The organism is Brevundimonas sp. TWP1-3, from assembly GCF_049896085.1.
GTDB lineage: Bacteria > Pseudomonadota > Alphaproteobacteria > Caulobacterales > Caulobacteraceae > Brevundimonas.
In genome coordinates, this window is the sequence record NZ_JAFCTP010000002.1 from 337476 (window position 1) to 354728 (window position 17253).

General features: G+C 66.1%; 10 protein-coding genes. 6 read left to right on the forward strand and 4 right to left on the reverse strand.

The genetic code is table 11. The annotated features are described in order from the left end of the window. Positions 1-8: 8 nt before the first annotated feature. Positions 9-2993: a DUF6298 domain-containing protein gene (locus ACP693_RS13630; RefSeq protein WP_426020190.1), complete on the reverse strand. Its 2985-nt coding sequence runs from the start codon at positions 2991-2993 to the stop codon at positions 9-11. A gap of 119 nt (positions 2994-3112) precedes the next feature. Between ACP693_RS13630 and ACP693_RS13635 the strand changes: the two genes are divergently transcribed. Further along, positions 3113-4702 (forward strand): pectate lyase, encoded by a 1590-nt coding sequence (locus ACP693_RS13635; RefSeq protein WP_426020192.1) that lies wholly within the window; start codon positions 3113-3115, stop codon positions 4700-4702. A gap of 32 nt (positions 4703-4734) precedes the next feature. After that, the gene (locus tag ACP693_RS13640; RefSeq protein ID WP_426020193.1) at positions 4735-6363 is read left to right on the forward strand and encodes a family 43 glycosylhydrolase; all 1629 of its coding nucleotides are present in this window, start codon (positions 4735-4737) and stop codon (positions 6361-6363) included. 21 nt (positions 6364-6384) lie between these two features. Here ACP693_RS13640 and ACP693_RS13645 read toward each other — a convergent pair whose 3' ends face one another. Next, positions 6385-7689 carry a pectate lyase family protein gene (locus ACP693_RS13645; protein WP_426020195.1) on the reverse strand — a complete coding sequence of 435 codons (1305 nt, stop codon included), beginning with the start codon at positions 7687-7689 and terminating at the stop codon, positions 6385-6387. After that, positions 7689-8933 carry a family 43 glycosylhydrolase gene (locus ACP693_RS13650; RefSeq protein WP_426020197.1) on the reverse strand — a complete coding sequence of 415 codons (1245 nt, stop codon included), beginning with the start codon at positions 8931-8933 and terminating at the stop codon, positions 7689-7691. The genes ACP693_RS13645 and ACP693_RS13650 overlap by 1 nt, the downstream gene beginning before the upstream one ends. Positions 8934-9124: 191 nt before the next feature. Here ACP693_RS13650 and ACP693_RS13655 point away from each other — a divergent pair, with 191 nt between their 5' ends. Both ACP693_RS13655 and pelA read left to right on the forward strand, forming a co-directional pair. Next, complete coding sequence (locus ACP693_RS13655; RefSeq protein ID WP_426020199.1) at positions 9125-12535, forward strand: TonB-dependent receptor; 3411 nt, start codon at positions 9125-9127, stop codon at positions 12533-12535. A 101-nt stretch (positions 12536-12636) separates the two neighbouring features. Next, complete coding sequence (pelA, locus tag ACP693_RS13660) at positions 12637-13713, forward strand: pectate lyase (RefSeq protein WP_426020200.1); 1077 nt, start codon at positions 12637-12639, stop codon at positions 13711-13713. 1061 nt (positions 13714-14774) lie between these two features. Here pelA and ACP693_RS13665 read toward each other — a convergent pair. Then, positions 14775-15431 carry a helix-turn-helix transcriptional regulator gene (locus tag ACP693_RS13665; protein WP_426020201.1) on the reverse strand — a complete coding sequence of 219 codons (657 nt, stop codon included), beginning with the start codon at positions 15429-15431 and terminating at the stop codon, positions 14775-14777. A gap of 396 nt (positions 15432-15827) precedes the next feature. On the opposite strand from ACP693_RS13665, the gene ACP693_RS13670 reads away from it, so the two are divergent. Next, positions 15828-16418: a hypothetical protein gene (locus tag ACP693_RS13670; protein WP_425982663.1), complete on the forward strand. Its 591-nt coding sequence runs from the start codon at positions 15828-15830 to the stop codon at positions 16416-16418. Between the two features lie 79 nt (positions 16419-16497). Beyond that, positions 16498-17247 carry a fimbria/pilus periplasmic chaperone gene (locus ACP693_RS13675; RefSeq protein ID WP_426020203.1) on the forward strand — a complete coding sequence of 250 codons (750 nt, stop codon included), beginning with the start codon at positions 16498-16500 and terminating at the stop codon, positions 17245-17247. Positions 17248-17253: the final 6 nt, after the last annotated feature.

The following is a 17253-nucleotide window of genomic DNA, read 5'->3' on the forward strand; positions in this document are numbered from 1 at the left end:
CCTTCGGTTCAGTTCGTGCAGGCGGTGGTCGGTTCAAGCCAGGCGGCCCAGGGAGTCTCGGTCGTGCTTTCCAGACGGGTCGCGCCTGCGGGCAAACAGGCGACGCCCTGGCCGCTGGCCCAGCGCACAGTCATCGGCCGGGCCAGTCGGCGCAGCGTCGCGGGGCCTTGGGTCGCATAGACCAACAGCCGCCCCTGGGCATCCGCGCCGCCCCAGGACGAGGGGCCGGCGACGACTTCGTCTGACGGCCGCATCCCTGCCCGCGCCGCCGCCGGGAAGGCCGCCTCGACGGCTCGGCTCAGATCGGGATAGGCGTCGTCGCCATCCAGCAGCGCCAGATCGGCGCGGCGGTCGCGGTATTCGCGATAGGCGCGGTAACGCATGGCGGGCGTGGACGTCCACAGATCGCGACGCACCTGTGCGGCGTCTGCGCCGTCGGCCAGATCCTGGGGTCGGGCGATGGCGTCCACCTGTTCGCGCGGCGCCTGGTCGATGCCGCCCTGAACCGCGAACAGCGTCCCGTCCGGGCGATAGGTCCAGTGGTGGAATTCGACCCCGTCGATCGTGCGCGACAGGGTCGGATCGTCCAGCACCGCGTCCGTCACCGTCTTGGGCGCCTCCAGCACGACCCAGACCGAGCGGCCAGTCTCGGCCTCCCATTCGGCGATGGTCTCTAGCCAGAAGCGGACGAAGGATGCAGGACCGGTGTATTCCGGATCCAGGCCGAAGATGACGTCGGACCGATCCTTCAGCGCGTCGAGCGTATGGCGGATATAGAGGCGATGCAGGTCGCGCCGCACCGGGTCGGACACGTCCCAGAAGACCTCGGCCGCCGGCACCTCCATCGGCATGCCCGTCGCCTGGATCGCGTTCATCGGCCGCCAGGGGAAGTCGACGTAATGGGCGCGGCTCTCCAGCAGCCAGTGTTGCAGATACATGCGGTGATGCAGCACGACGCCGCGCCGCTCCGCCCGTTCGGCGAAGCCGTCCAGCCGGTCGAAGAACCAGGGATTGAAGCGGGTCAGATCGTATTTGCTCAGCCCGTCCCACGCCCGCCCCTGACCGCTGCGCGCCCAGGGCAGTTCGATGAAGGGCGCCCAAACCTCGCCGTCCTTCTGATCCGGCGAACCGTAGAAGTCGTGATCGACGCGGCGGCGGTCGTACCAGAGGCCGTAGTTGTGCTGGACCACGTCGCCGGTGTTCAGCTCCGCGACGAGGGCGTCCAGGTCGTCGGTCAGGCCCAGTCCGATCTTGCCCGGCGCGAACCGAGTCAGGAAGGGGCCGGAACCGGTGGCGGCGGCCGTGGGCATCTGGGCCTGGAAGAAGGCGAAGCCGATCTTGCGCACATAGGCCGGGCGGCCGTCGATCTGGAACCGGCCGTTGGCCAGGGTCAGGGGATGGCGTTCGTCGGACGGACGATGGACGTCACGCCAGGCGGCGACCTGAGCATCGGTCAAGCTGGGTGTTCCGCGCGCGGGCGCCGGCAGGACGACGGGGTCGAGCGCGTCGAGCGCCTCGCGCCCCAGCCGCGCTTCCAACTGATAACGATACAGGCTGGCCGGCTCCTGCGGCTGGGCGCGGTGGAAGTCACGGCCCGGCCGGGCGCGCGGATCCTCCAGCACGCCGTCGCCAATCCGTTCGCCGCGACAGCCGACAGCGGCGTTGGGGGCCTCAAGAGGATTGCGAACCTCGACAACCGTCGCCTCGCAGTTCCACAGCAGGGAGTTGGCGGCGGCCCAGCCGGCGCCTTGGGCCTCGCGTCCCCGGTGGCTCAGGGTCAGGGCGCCGCCGCGCACCCTGACCCCGTCGAACAGAGCGCCCGAGGCCCAGCTTTCCAGCGCGCCGCTGTCGCCCCTGGCGTCCGTGGCGGTGCAGTCGAGGAAGACGTTGGGGCCGGCCGCCGCATGGCCCAGGCCGAAGTCGTGGATGCCGTCGCGGCTGTCGCAGCGGACGAACAGGCTCTGCTGGCCCGCCGTGTAGAAGACCCGACGGCGCCAGCCGCCGATCTCGGACACGGGGTCGGACGCCGAGACATCCTGAACCGTGATGCGCCGCGTCGTCTCGCCCAGATCGACCACAGAACCGACAAAGCCGCGCGCGGACAGATTGCGGATCCAACCGTCCTCGACCCCGTCGAAGGCGACCGCGTACCAGCTGTGATCCTCGTCCATAGGCCGTTCGGGATCATGGGCGGACACCAGGGTCAGGCCCTCGATCCCCACCTCGCGGATGCGCGGCGTGGACGGTCCGCGCGTGACCAGGCCGCCGCCCATCGCCGGGTCCAGCGCCGTGGTCAGGGGGGCGTCGATCAGGACGGCGTCCGCCTGAACCGCTTTCACCGTGCGGTCCCAGACGACGTCGCGCGTGCCCGGCTTCCAGTTCAGCCGCCCCTCGGGTCGCCAGCCGACGAAATCGTCCATGCCCAGGGCGGCGATCCAGGCGTCTGTGCTGGGCCGCCGGATCGTGATCCGGTCGCCGACCGCAAGGCCTGCGGTCGAGGCCAGCGGCAGACGCGTGGCCCCTGCCGGCACGGCGCCGACGACCGACCCGGGATCGCCGGACGGCACAGCGCCCATTTGGCCGGCGACGGCGATCAGGGCGCGACGGTCCACGCCGGTCGCCACCACGGTCGTGCCGCCGTCGGCCGCGCCGCGCAGCACCACTCCGTCCGCCGTGATGCGAATCTGGCCCTCGACCTCATAGGTTCCGGCCGTCAACTGAACCACGCCGCGATGGCCGCGCCGGTCGGCAGGCCGTGTCGCGACGAGGTCGATGGCCGCCTGAATCCGCTCGCCGTCATCGCCCTCGGCAGGGTCCACGATCAGGGTCGCCGGATAGACGGCCGGGGCCACGCCGCCGCCGTGATAGCCGGCGTGCGAAAAGTCGATGGCCGGTATCCGCCAGACGGCGCGCGGATCGGCGCCTTGCGCCCCCGCCACGCTCGACAGCGCGACCAGAGCCGCTGCGGCCAAGCCGCCCACCCGCCATTTCATGGCCTTTCCTCCCTAGCCATTCGCCGAAAAGTATTATTATATTTCCAGACATGTCCAGCGGTGTCATTCCGCCAGTCGCCGTCAGAGCGACGGACATCCAGGAAACGTAGGGGTCTTCGATGCTGAGCCGACGCACCTGTCTGGCGACTGCGGCCGGCGCCGCCCTGGCTGCGCCTCTGGCCGGCTGGCGCGCGGCCGAGCCGACGCGCGCCCAGGTACTGGCGACCATGGCCCGCGCCACCCACGTCATGACAGACAAGGTGGCGGTGAATGGCGGCTATGTCTGGTCCTACCTGCCGGATATGTCGCGTCGCTGGGGCGAGATGGAGGCCTATCCGACCATGATCTGGACCCAGGCGCCGGGCACGCCGGAGATGGGCCAGATCTTCCTGGACGCCTGGCGGGCGACCGGCGACGACCTGTATTACACGGCGGCGACCCAAGCGGCGGGCGCCCTGATCCAGGGCCAGCACCCGGCCGGGGGCTGGAACTACGTCATCGACACAGCCGGTGAAGAGTCGATCCACCGCTGGTACGATACCGTCGGCGCCAATGGCTGGCGACTGGAGGAGTTTCAGCACGACTACGGCAACGCCACCTTCGACGACCACGCCACGGTCGAGTGCGCCCGCTTCTTGTTGCGGCTGCACCTGGCCAAGGGCGAGGCGCGGTTCCGGCCCGCCGTGGACAGGGCCATCGACTTCGTCCTGAACAGCCAGTTGCCGTCGGGCGGATGGCCCCAGCGTTGGCCTCGCGCGGGCGCATTCGAGAACCACGGCAAGCCCGACTACACCGGCCTGATCACCCTGAACGATGAGGTGGCGGACGAGAACATCGACCTCCTGCTGCTGGTGTTGCAGCAGTTCGGCGACGAGCGGGTGCGCGAACCGATCCAGCGCGCCATGACCTGCTATCGCGATCTGCAACAGCCGGACCCGACGCCGGGCTGGGCGCTGCAATACACCCCCGACTTCAAGCCCGCCTGGGGCCGGACCTATGAGCCCGCCGCCGTCTCGCCGCACACGACCGCCGCCGCGATCGACAAGATGCTGGACTTCTATCGCCTCACCGGCGACCGCAGCTTCCTCGCCCGCCTGCCGCAGGCGCTGGACTGGCTGGAGCGGATGGAGGCGCCGGTGGAGGCTCACAACGACGGCCGCAACTTCTTCCGCTTCGTCGAGCCCGGGACGAACCGGTTTATCGCCGTGCATCGGCGCGGCTCCAACGCCCAGAACGGCGAATATTACGCCGACTTCGACATGACCGGCGCGCGGGGGGAGAAGCACATCGACGTGGCCGCCCTGCGCCGGCGCACAGCCCAGGTCTCGGCCCTGTCGCCGGAGGCGGCGACGCAGAACTCGCCGCTGCTGGGACGCGGGCCGTCGCTGATGCCGGACTATGTGATCACCCGTCCGCAGGCCGGTTCGGATTTGAACGCCGCCGTCCTGGGGCCGACCTCGGTCGCGACGCTCGTCTTGGGCCTGAACGCCGAGGGCTACTGGCCCGTCGAGCTGAAAACCACCAGCCATCCCTATCGCGGCCCCGGCCCGGCCGAACCGCCGCCCGGCTTCGTCGATCGCGGCCAAGTCGGCGACGACTGGGACACCTCGCCCTTCACCGAAGCCAGCGGACCGATGGGCATCTCCACCGGAACCTACATCAACGCCATGAGCCGGCTGATCGCCGCCCTTGCACACACACCGTCCTGATTTCCGTCCGGCACAAAGACAAAGGAAACGCCATGAGATTCATTGACCGCCGCGCCGCCCTGACCGGCCTCCTAGGAGGCGTCGCCGCCGCCGCCCTGCCCGTCCGCGCCGCCTTCGCCCAGACAAACGAAGAGGCCGCGCCCCTGGGTCGCGAATGGTCTGGCATGAAATGGCGTCGCGGCATCGAGGGCCAGCGGATGGCCGATCTGGGCAACGGGAACTTCCTCAATCCCATCATGTCGGGCGACCACCCCGATCCGTCGATCCTGAAGGACGGCGACGACTACTACATGACCTTCTCGTCGTTCGAATCGGTGCCGGGCATCCATATCTGGCACTCGCGCGATCTGGTGAACTGGCAGCCGGTGATCGCGGCCCTGACGACCAATATCGGCTCGGTCTGGGCGCCCGAGCTGATCAAGCACGAAGGCAAATTCTACTGCTACATCCCGGCGCGCTTCCCCGAATATCGCTCCAACTACGTCATCTGGGCGGACAGGATCGAAGGGCCGTGGAGCGAGCCCATCGACCTGAAGATCCCAGCCAACATCGACCCCGGCCATATCGTCGGCGAGGACAGCAAACGCTATCTGTTCCTGAACGGCGGCGACCGGGTCAAGCTGACCGACGACGGCCTGGCGACCGACGGCCCGGTCGAGGAAGGAGTCTATAAGGCCTGGCGCTATCCCGACGACTGGATCGTCGAAGGCTTCGCCCAGGAAGGGCCCAAGCTGCTGAAGCACGGGGAGTATTTTTACATGATCACCGCCATCGGCGGCACGGCCGGCCCGCCGACCGGCCACATGGTCATCGCCGCCCGGTCCAAGTCGGTCAACGGGCCATGGGAGGACTGCCCGCACAACCCCATCGTTCGCACCGCCTCGGGGGCCGAGAAATGGTGGTCGCGCGGTCACGCCACCTTGGTCGAGGGGCCGACCGACGGCGACTGGTGGATGGTCTATCACGGCTATGAAAACGCCTATTGGAGCCTGGGTCGCCAGACCCTGCTGGACCCCATCGAATGGACCGACGACGGCTGGTTCCGCGCCAAGGGCGGCGACCTGTCCCAGCCCATCGCCAAGCCCCGGGGCGGCGAGGCCGTGCCGCACGGCATGGCCCTGTCGGACGACTTCTCCACCGACAAGTTCGGCATCCAGTGGAGCTTCTACGATCCGCAGCCGAACGAGAAGGATCGGCTGCGTCGCAAGAACGGCGTCCTGCACATGAAGGCCAAGGGCAAGGCGCCGATCGACTGCTCGCCTCTGACCTTCGTCCAGGGCGAGCAGGCCTATCAGATCGAATGCGAGGTCGAGATCGACCCCGGCGCGGTCGCCGGCCTGATCCTGTTCTACGACCGCGCCCTGTATGCCGGCCTCGGTTTCGACGCGACCCGCTACGTTACCCACCAGTACGGGATCGAGCGGGGCAGGCCGGCCAATCCGCACGGCCGGCGCATGTTCATCCGCCTGACCAACGCCTACCAGAACGTCTATTTCGACACCTCCGGCGACGGCGTGACCTGGCAGCGGTTCGACCGGGGCATGGAGGTCTCGGGCTACAACCAAAACGTCCGCGGCGGCTTCATGATGCTGCGCCCCGGCATCTACGCCGCCGGCGAAGGCGAGGTCCGATTCAGGAACTTCAAGTTCAAGGCTCTCTAGGACGGATCGGCAGGTCGAGCGTCAGCTCGGCTTGCCGTCCCGCCGCATCATCGTCGCCAGGTCCCAGCCGCCCCCGACGAAAACCCGCTGCGTCGGGGTCAGGGTCGGATAGCCGCCGACCACCTTTTCGTCGTCGATGATCTGGCCCGTTCCGTCGCGGACCTGCTGCAGGATGCGCCGGTCGATGGCGTCACGCGCCCAGGGCCGCGCCCCGGCCTCGGCGAAGACCCAGGCCTCGACCTCGCCCGACGGTCGGGCGTGGAAGTCGGCGGGCCAGTGCGGCGACCGTTCCAGCCGGGTGATCTTCGGGTCGCGGTCCGAGATGATCCCGATCTCCTGCATCGGCCGGCCGTCGGCATGGCGGGCGGGATTGTCGACCGCGTAGAGGTCCAGATCGCCCTGCCCCTCCACAATCAGGAACGGCAGGTCCGCGCGGGTCGAGGGGCCGCCGCGCGTCACGTTTCCGACGATGGACAGCCGCCCTGCCTCCCACGGATGAGCGCCCCATTCCTCGGCGTTCAGCGCATAGTGCATGCAGCGATTGCCGGGGTCGTAGATCAGGTTGTTGGCCGTCACCGCATGGGCGCCGCCCTTGAATAACTGGTTCCGCTCGTAATCGTGGGCGTACAGATTGCCGACGATCAGCACCTCCGTCGCATTGTCGTGGATCAGCGTGCCCTTCGAATGCTCGCCCTTGGCGTGGCTGGAATGGGAAAGGCCCTCGGCGACGATGTTGCGGCTGAAGGTGATGCGGCGCGACGTGTTCTGACGCCATTGTTCGACCGTCTCTCCGCCGCCGAAGCGCGGGCCAGAGGCCGACAGGTTCTCGTCCGTGGCCCACGAGAACGAGCACTGATCCACGATCACGTTCCAGCCGCCCGAGGTGGTCAGGCCGTCCACTTCCCACCCGCTGCGGGGCGCCGCGCCGTTCGCGCCGGGCCGCACGCGGATATGGCGCACGATCACGTCATGAGTGCGGATGCCGATCCCGCCTTTGATCAGGGTGATCCCCGGCTCGGGCGCCGTCTGACCCGCGATGGTCAGGAAGGGAGTCTGCACCCGGAGGTCATGACCGTTCAGGTCGATCACGCCGCCGACCTCGAACACGACGATGCGCGGCCCTTCGGCCTCCAAGGCCTCGCGCAGGGATCCCGGCCCCTCTCCGGCCAGGGTCGTGACCCGCACGATCCGCCCGCCGCGCCCCCCGGGCGTCGATGCGGCCCAGCCCATGGCGCCTGCAAAGGCCGGCTGCCCATCCCTGGCGAGACTGGACGTCGGCAGGGAGACCAGGGCGGCGCCCGTCAGCAACAGGGTTCGGCGATCCATCACGACATCATCTCCGGCTTGGGCGTCGGCAGCGGCGGCAAGGGACGGGCGAAGGGCTGGTCCTTGGCGGCGACGATCCGCCCGGCGTCGTCGAACTCCACCCGGATCAGACCCGGCTTCTCGCGGAAATGGCTCTGTTCGTCATTGCCGAAGAAGGTGGACCACCACCGCCCTTCCCTGTCCTTGAAGACATTGCCGCCGCCGGCGCAGGGCGCCGCCTCGTGCCGCATCCGATAGGGGCCGTGGATGTTTTCCGACACGGCGAAGACGAAGGAGTACCGCCCCTCCACATTGCCGACTGCACCCAGGTAATAGAGCCCGTCCTTCTTGAAGAGGGTCGCGCCTTCATAGCCGAGGATGTTCTCGCCGCGCAGGCAGCGGTCGCGGTCGCGGGCCACCAGACAGTCGGTCTCGACGAACGCGGTCTTGCGCCATTCCCCGGCATAGCCGGACAGGTCGTCCTTCAGCCGCACCATCTCGTCGCCCGAGCCATAGGTCAGATAGACGGCGCCGTCGTCGTCCTGGAACAGGGTGGCGTCGATTCCGCGGCGCAGGTGGGCGTCGGGCGAGAAGGCGTATTCATACGGTCCCTCTGGCCGGCCGCTGATGCTGCGCAGCACGCCCAGCCCCGCCCGGCTGACGCTGAAGCAGATGAAGTAGTTGCCGGCCAGATAGTGGATTTCCGGCGCCCAGATCGCGCGAAACGGCACGCCTTTCCTGGACCGCCAGGACTTTGCCCACCCACCCTCGCGATCCAGGCTCCAGACCAGGCCCAGATAGGTCCAGTCGACCAGGGTCTCGGAACGCCACAGCTCGACCCCGTCGTTGAAGGCCCAGATGTTTCCGCCAGTCGAGCCAGTCATGTAATAGGCCCCGTCGCCGCCGATGCAGATCTGGGTGTCACGCAGTTGCACCTGGATTAGCGGATGGATCGGCGGCAGCAGTCCCTTGTCCACTGCGGCCCCCGTCGCCGACTCGCCCCAGGGCAGGATCGGATAGGGCATGGGACGTCGGCCGCTGTAGCGCACGCCGGCCAGGCCCGACATCCAGCCGCCGCGCGCATCGTCCGGCTGCACCGGCAGGCCCGGCCCGCTGACGCCGGAATAGGGATAGGGATTGCGCGCCGGCGTCGGGATGATGCGGCCCGAGTCGTCCAGCGGCTGATCGGCCCATGCGCCCCGCGCCGCGCCGACGCTCGCCACCCCGGCCGCGCCGGCCAGGAAGCCTCTTCTGCCCAACATCATCGCGCTCCTCCAAACGTCGTTATTTTATGTTGCAAGCGACGCCCGCTCGCGTCATGACACCGGTGACATTTCTGCTTGATGTCCAAATCGTATCATACTACTTTTTGATTGTGACCCGGCGCACCGGGAACAGGGGAAGTCGGCATCCAGCCCGCCAAGAGGCCAGGAGCGCGACTGCAACGGAGGGAAGAATGCGGAACCAACACACGGGATATCTGCGCGCGGCGGCCTCGCCGGCGGCTCTTTTGATGGGGGCCATGCTGTTCGCCGCCCCGGTCCAGGCGCAGGAAAACTCCGACCCGGAAGCCACCGAGGTCGGCGAAATCGTCGTCACCGGAATTCGGGCCTCGCTGGCCAGCGCGCTGAGCGAAAAACGCCGGTCGAACACCATCGTCGACGTCATCAACGCTGAGGACATCGCCGACTTCCCGGACGCCAACCTGGCGGAATCTCTGCAGCGGATTCCCGGCGTCTCGATCGACCGTGAAAACGGCGAGGGCAACTCCATCTCGGTGCGCGGCCTGGGCGGCGACTTCACCCGCGTCCGCCTGAACGGCCTGGAGACCCTGTCCACATCGGGCGCCAACAACGCCGACGGAGCCCTGCGTCGCGACCGGGGCTTTCAGTTCAACACCTTCGCCTCCGAGCTGTTCAACTCGCTGAAGGTTCAGAAATCGGCCGACGCCAAGACCGACGAAGGCTCGCTGGGCGCGACCGTCGATCTGATCTCGGGCCGTCCGTTCGACTTCAGCGAACGCCGCCTCGCCCTGACGCTTCAGGACGCCTATTACGAGAACGGCGGCACGCACAATCCGCGCGTCGCCCTGCTGGCGTCGGACCGCTGGGACAGCAAGATCGGCGAATTCGGCCTGATGGGCTCGGTCGCCTACAACGAGCGCAAGCAGAACATCGACAGCTATTCGCGCGGCATCGGTTCGAACGAATATCTGTACCGGGGCGCGACGTTCAACAACGCCGGATCGGGCGCGACGACCGATCCGCAGGGCTTCGCCCTGCCGATCGGCACGAATCCGGCGACCGCCCTTCCTCGGGTGACCAATCCCGAGGCCCGCAACCTGCTGATCGGGTCGAACCCGGCCGCCTACGCCTTGCTGAACGGCGCCTCGAACCGCGGCTCGCTGGTTCACATTCCCTCGCTGGCCTCGCTGAACCACCGCGAAGTCGATCAGGATCGCCTGGGCGTCACCCTGTCGGGTCAGTGGCGGCCTTCGGATCGCACGACCATCAACTTCGACAACCTGTATTCGAAGCAGAACCAGGTCTCGACCAACTATCAGATCGGGCCGGTAGGCCTGAACCGGAACAACACCAACGGAAACCGCACCGGAACAGCGTTCAGCTATCAAACCGCGACGACGGCCAGCGCGACCAACAACTCCTACGCCAACCGCCGGGCCACCTACGCCAACTGCGCCAGCCAGGCCGCGACCGAGTTCCGCGACGCCATCGACTGCGGCCAATCGATGTACGGCGGCACGCCTGTGTTCCGCACCGCGCCGGGTGCGACGAACCAGAACCTGGCCGCCGGCACGGGCAGCTTCAACCCGAACAACCTTGAGGTCTACGACTACTACAACCAGCCGGGATCGGTCGGTTACATCGCTCACCCGCAGTTCTTGGCGCAGCGCGGCGCCTTCATCGGACGGCCCTCTGTTCGGCTGATCGATGCGGGTCTCAGCGAGACCGGCGCCAACGCCGACTATCTGGTGCTGGGCAATGTCGACATGCGTTCGGCCGTCGATCAGGGGGGCTATACGACCGAGTTCCGCCAGAACTCGATCAACATCGAGCACGACTTCAGCGACACCTTCCGCATGTCGGTTCTGGTGGGCGATTCCAGCTCCAAGAACAACAACCAGGGCTTGCTGGCGGACTTCATTCGTCTGGACTCGGGTCAGGGCGTTCCCGGCAACGACTACTTCGTCTTCGACGATCGCGAAGGCGGCGACATGCCCAGCATTGACTTCGGCTTCGACGTCGCCAATCCCAACAGCTGGGACTTCGTGAAGGGCTATTCGGCGCTGCGCCACTTCCGCACCGTCACCGAGAACGGCTACCAGACCGCCAAGATCGATTTCGAGTGGGACGCCAGCGACGACCTGAGCTTCAGCTTCGGCATCAGCAAACGCAAGTTCGACTTCTATTACACCCGCTTCGAGCGCCTGATCGGCGACACCATGAACCCCAGCCTGCTCGAAGGCGTGCGTTCAGGCTTGGTCGACGCCACCACCGTTTCGCAGATGGGCCAGCTGACCAGCTGGGGCGAGGGTCTGAACGTGCCCGAGGGCACGCCGACCAGCTTCTTCACGCCGAACCTGGATGCGTTCAAGCAACGCTTCGGCTTCGACTGCGACTGCATCAACGAATTCGGCGACTGGCGTCTGTCGGATCTGCGCAACGGCGGCACCAGCACCTTCTGGGTCGACGAGGACAGCCTGTCCTACTATGCGCAGGCCGACTTCCGCGTGCCCCTGTTCATCGGCGAACTGCGCGGCAACGCCGGCCTTCGTCGCGCCGAGACCAAGGTGGATTCCCGCGGTCGCTCGCCCAGTGGACGCCCCGTCCAGAACGAGAACGAATACAACGACACCCTCCCCTCGCTAAACCTGGTCTGGGAGTTGAACGACAAGCTGATCGTCCGCTTCGCCGCCGCCAAGGTCATGGCGCGTCCGCAGATGACTGCGCTGCAACCCGGCGTAACCGACTTTGCGGTGCCCGTCGGCGATCAGGGCGCCGCGGCGGCCTTCGACGGCTCCAACGCCCGCATTACCTTGGGCAACACCAAGCTGAAGCCCTTCCGCGCCACCAACCTGGACTTCAACGTCGAATGGTATTTCGCCAGCGACGCCATCCTGTCGGTCGCGGTCTTCCACAAGGAGATCGAGAGCTTCCCCCAGATCGTCCTGCGTGAAGGCAAGCTGAGCGAAATCTTCGACGCCGATCAGGTCGCCAATCTGCGCCTCGCCTTCGACGGGCTGACGGATGTGTCGTCCGACAGCCGGCGCGCCTATATCGACGCGGACCTGCCCTTCCAGGTGCGCCAGTTCAACGATGCGCCGGGCGGCAAGCTGAGCGGCTTCGAGATCGCCTATCAGCAGAACTTCACCTTCCTGCCGGGCTTCCTGAAGAACTTCGGCGTCCAGGCCAACTACACCAAGATCGATTCCGAGCTGGAATACATCCTGGACCCGGCGCGCAATCTGACGGGCACGGCGCCCTTCCTGGGGGCCTCGCCGGAATCGTTCAATGCGACCGTCTTCTACGAAGTGCCCAAGTGGAGCGCCCGCGTCTCCACCGCCTATCGCGCCGAGTATCAGACCACCTATCCGCTCGCGTCGGGCGGTTGTGATCCGGGCGCCTGCGACTCGCCGCTGATCAACGACTTCCTGGGTTCGTCCGAAACCCTGAACGTCGATGCGTCCTTCACCTACAAGCTGACGGACAATGTCACGATCACCGCCGAGGCGCTGAACCTGACCGACCAGGCGGACGAGCGCTGGGCCTATCAGGCCGATCCGGTGGTCGCCAGCTACGGCTCGACCGGCCGCCAGTACTTCGTCGGCGCACGGTTCGTGTTCTGACGACGATGTTCGACAGCTAATCTCTCCCAGGACGCTGTCCCTCAGGGACGCCGCGAAACATCGGCGTCCCTTCTTTTTTGCCGAAACCCGAAAGGCTCTCGATGAAAAGCACAGCACTGATCGTGGGCGTGGCCCTGGCGGCGGCGATGCTGGCCCCGCCCCCCGCTTCGGCGGCGCCGCAAGAGGCCGTCGCCCACTCTCCCGCCGTCGTCTGGAACACAGCCGTCGTTCGTCGCCCCGCCGACTGGTACGCCACGGCCGAGGCCCGGCGTCTGGCCGCGACGGTCGTCCTGCATCAGTCGGCCGAGGGCGGCTGGCCCAAGAACACCGACCTGTTCGCGGCGCCCCGCCCCGACGCGGACCCCGGCCTGGCCAATACGATCGACAACGGCGGCACGACCCTGCCGCTGACCTTCCTGGCCCGGACGATCACGGCGGGCGACGCAAGCAGCCGCGCCGCCTTCGACCGGGGCCTGGACTATCTGCTCGCCGCCCAGCAGCCGAACGGCGGCTGGCCGCAGTTCTTTCCCCTGCGTGGCGGCTATCACGACCAGATCACCTTCAACGACGACGCCATGGTCCATGTGCTGGAGCTGTTGCGGGACGTGGGCGATGGGACAGCCCCCTATGGCTTCGTCGATGACGGACGACGCGAACGCGCGCGTCAGGCCGTGGCGCGGGGCGTGGACACCATCCTGCGCACCCAGATCCGCAAGAACGGCGTCCTGACCGGCTGGTGCGCCCAGCACGACGCTCAGACCCTGGCCCCGGTCGCAGCCCGCCGGTTCGAGCCGGCGTCGCTGTCCGGCCAGGAAACCGTCGGCATCGTCCATTTCCTGATGAGCCTGCCCGATCCGAGCGAGCATGTCGTCGCCGCCGTGGACGGCGCCGTGGCCTGGCTGGAGGCCGCCGCCCTTCGCGACACGACGGAGGTCTTCATCACCGACGCACAAGGCCGCCGCGACCGCGTCCTGGCGCCCAAGCCTGGCGCGCGCATCTGGGCGCGCTTCTACGCTCTGGACACGAATCAGCCCATCTACATCGGCCGCGACGCCGTCATCCGTCATGACCTGATGGAGATCGAGCACGAGCGTCGCAACGGTTACCGCTACGTCGGGGTATGGGCCGAGACGCTGCTGGACAAGGACTATCCGGCCTGGAAGGCCGCCCACCACTGACAGCCCTCCTCCGCCCCTGCGCCTGACCCGACGTCGATCAGACTTCATCGCGCCGCCGCGGGGAAATGGCCGGGCTGCGGCCTTGTCTGCCAGGCGCCGCCGTCGTTGCGGAACCCCTGTGACACCCATTTCGGGCCAGAGAGGGCGCACGGCCATCCCGTTCGCCCAATCAGGCGCCCAGCGGGCCTTCTGGCCGACGCCGGTCAGCCGCAGTAGGCTAGGGTGTTGAAGGAAATGGTGGACGCGACAGGGATTGAACCTGTGACCCCCTCGATGTCAACGAGGTGCTCTCCCGCTGAGCTACCCGTCGGCATAGCGGTTGCGATTCAAAGCAGATCACGCATAACCGTTTGATTTTTTGATCATTCATTACGTTGTTTGTCGCGGCGAAAGGTCACCGGACAAAAATTCTCAAGACCGCGATGGTTGCCATAAATGCACGCAAATGCCTGCAGTTTTTCTGTATCCGGCTAGTTTCCGGCCACATGCCATCTGCCATCCGATGGATCTCGGCTTTGCGCCATTAGCGGACTCGACCGTGAGCCCAAAAAGGCGACATTCACCTTCCCGGCGCTTTGCCACTGGCCACTGCAGTTACGAAATCAGCTGAGACCTTCGAAAAGTCCGTTTTAGAACTCCATCGGTTATCAGCATCCAACAGATGTTGAACAGTCTCCAGCTTCGGTCCAGGAAATCGTAGCTGCTCCGCCCCATGCGCCTTAGATTTAAGGTGCCCTGCCCTTGCCCCCTCGGGAATGCGCCATCTGCGGGCAGAGGTAAACTCACCTGCAGAGTCGCGTTTTTCGGGAACCCTCACCGAAGGCCACAATGTACACTGTATAGGTTCAGCGCCTCGATCCGATGCATCAGCACGTCGTTTCCCGGCACCCTGTGGGCAACCCGGCGCGCCTGGCCGGAACGCCGAGCTCATATCTGATCTACGCCAACACGATGTACTCGGCCGCTAAGCGCGGCAGGTCCTACGATGTCCCTATCGGAACGCCTTATGGAGCCGGGACCGGGAATGTATTGCGCGTCGAAATCCCCCCCCCCTTCGACGCCTAAAGGCCCGCGAAATCCACGGCCTTGGCGAACAGTTCGCCGCGGCTGGTGACATCCAGCTTGCGATAGGCGTGCTTGATATGGGTGCGCAGCGTCTCGATGGAAATGTCCTGCTTCTGCGCAATACGCCCTGTTTCCATCCCCGCCAGCATCATCGTGACGATCTGCTTTTCGCTGGGTGTGAGATGATGAATCTGAAGCATAGCTTCGTAACAGATGCGATCCGCCATTCTGTGCGCGGCGAACCCGATGCTGTCGTCGTCGCCCGGTATCAGTTGCTGACACCGTAGAAGCCATTGCCGATCGGCGTCCATAGCGGTTACGGCATAGGTCGCTGCGCCTGGCGCGGCCTCCTGAAGAAGACGCGCGAGCGCCGCCGCCGTCGCTCCGCTGTCGGACACAAGGTGATCGTCCACCACCCTGAACACGCCGGCGTCTCGCAGCATGCGAAAGGCGGCGTCGTTGGCCCAGCCGATGCGGCCTGAACGCGACAACAGCATCCTGGCGCGGGGGTCGATGTTCACCCAGGCAGCAATGGCGCGAGACCAGGGCGGGATGATCTCTTCATCGTCGTAAAAATTGAGGTCGCCCTGGCGTGCGTCGAAATCACCGACGTCGCTTCCCACGGAGAGAAAACCCGTTACGCCCACGATCATCCCAGCCCTCCCTTATGCCTGGGCCTCTACGCTCGAACCGTGAACAGCCATTCCGACGGTCGAGCATTCAACGGGCACAGTTCACCCCGCTGTCGTATCCAACCGCACGGAGAATTGACATACCCGAGTTTGGGGAGAGGTTGACGCCTGCGAATACGACGCAATCCGCTCCGGTCTAGAAGACCGGCGCCCTCCTTTTCCGTAGAGATCATGCAGCGGCTTCGTTTGTGCATTCCTTCTCGTAACAACGATACGAAAATTAACTAGACAATAATCGGTAGTTTCTTTGACGATGCAGGACGGGCTCCAGCCGTGAATAGATAAAGACGCCACGACATTGTGGCCCCTGCCGATCTCGTTGGGCGGGCAACAATATTGAAAAGCTGGAGGAATATTATGCGGACCTATCTTATTGCGGCGGCGACTGCTGCCGCGGCCTTGCTGGCGATGCCGGCCGTGTCGAGCGCTCAGACCAACGTGAGTGTCTCGACCACCGTGACCAACTTCTGTGGCATCGGCCTGGCCAATGTTGCGGGCGGTAACGTCGCGGTCGCCAACGGCGCACGTCAAAAGGTCACCACATTGCGTATGTCGTGCAATTCGGCGACCGGCGCAAAGCTGACCTCAAGCGCCACCAACGGCGACTTCAAGTCTTCTGCCGGCAAGCTGATCAACTACGACTGGGATCTGTCCGTGCCGGAAATCCCCAGCCTGGGCTTCGCCGCCAATGACACCTATCCCGGCGAGCCGGCGATGATCACCAACTCGGGCGGTTACAGCCAGAAGCTGGCTGACGGCGTCTACGGCGATCTGTTCCTGAACCTCTGCTACAACGTCCCCGGCGGCAGCGGTGTGGGCGGAACGCAGGGCGATCCGACCAACCCCGGCTCCTCGGGTTGCGCCGCCTCTCCCTCGGGTCCAGGCGCCGCATCGGCTCCGGCCGGCACCTACACGGAAATCTTCAACTTCTCGCTCGATCCCGCCTGATTGCAGCGAAAAAGGGGGCCGACTTCGGTCGGCCCCCTGCTTCTTCTTGAGGGATTTCTACAGAACACGGGGGCAACCAATGACACGTCGTGCATTCGCTACGCTGATGGCCGCAACGGCCCTGACGACAGTCCTGATGACGGGAACGACGACGCCGGCCAAGGCCATGGACGTCTCGCCCATGGTGTCCAAGATCACGCCGTCCGGCGGCGGATCCAGCTATCGGATGACCGTCAGGAACGACAGCGCGACCCCGGCGACCGTCGAGATCGAAACCTACCGCATGCAGGTGGACGAAACCGGTGCCCGTTCCTTGGTCGAAGAGGACAAGGACATCCTGGTCTTTCCCGTCCAGTCCGTCATCCCGCCCAATCGCGAACAGGTGATCCAAGTCCGCTATACCGGCGACGCCGCCGAGGAAGGACGGATGTATCTGGTCCGGGCGGCTCAGCTGCCGATCAACATGCAAACGACTCCCACCGAAGGCGGAGCCGGGGCCGATGTGCAGGTCGCCTTCACCATCAACACCTACGTCTTCGTGGCCCCGCCACGGGCGCGGGCTGAAATCGAGGTGACGGCGGTGTCGCGCGCGGCGAACGGCGACGTCGTTTTGACCGCCCGCAACTCGGGCACAGGCTTCGCCTATATCCGGGAGTCCAGGATCATCCTGAAGACCGCAGACGGACAGTCGCACGAAGTGCCGGCCGCCGACGTCGATGTCGGCCAGGTCAGCGTGATCGCCGGCGGCGCTACGCGTCAGGTGAAGATACCGGCGGCCCTCGCCGCCTCGGCATCCGGCGACCTCACCGCTTCCATCGTGCTGCTGTGAGGGCGG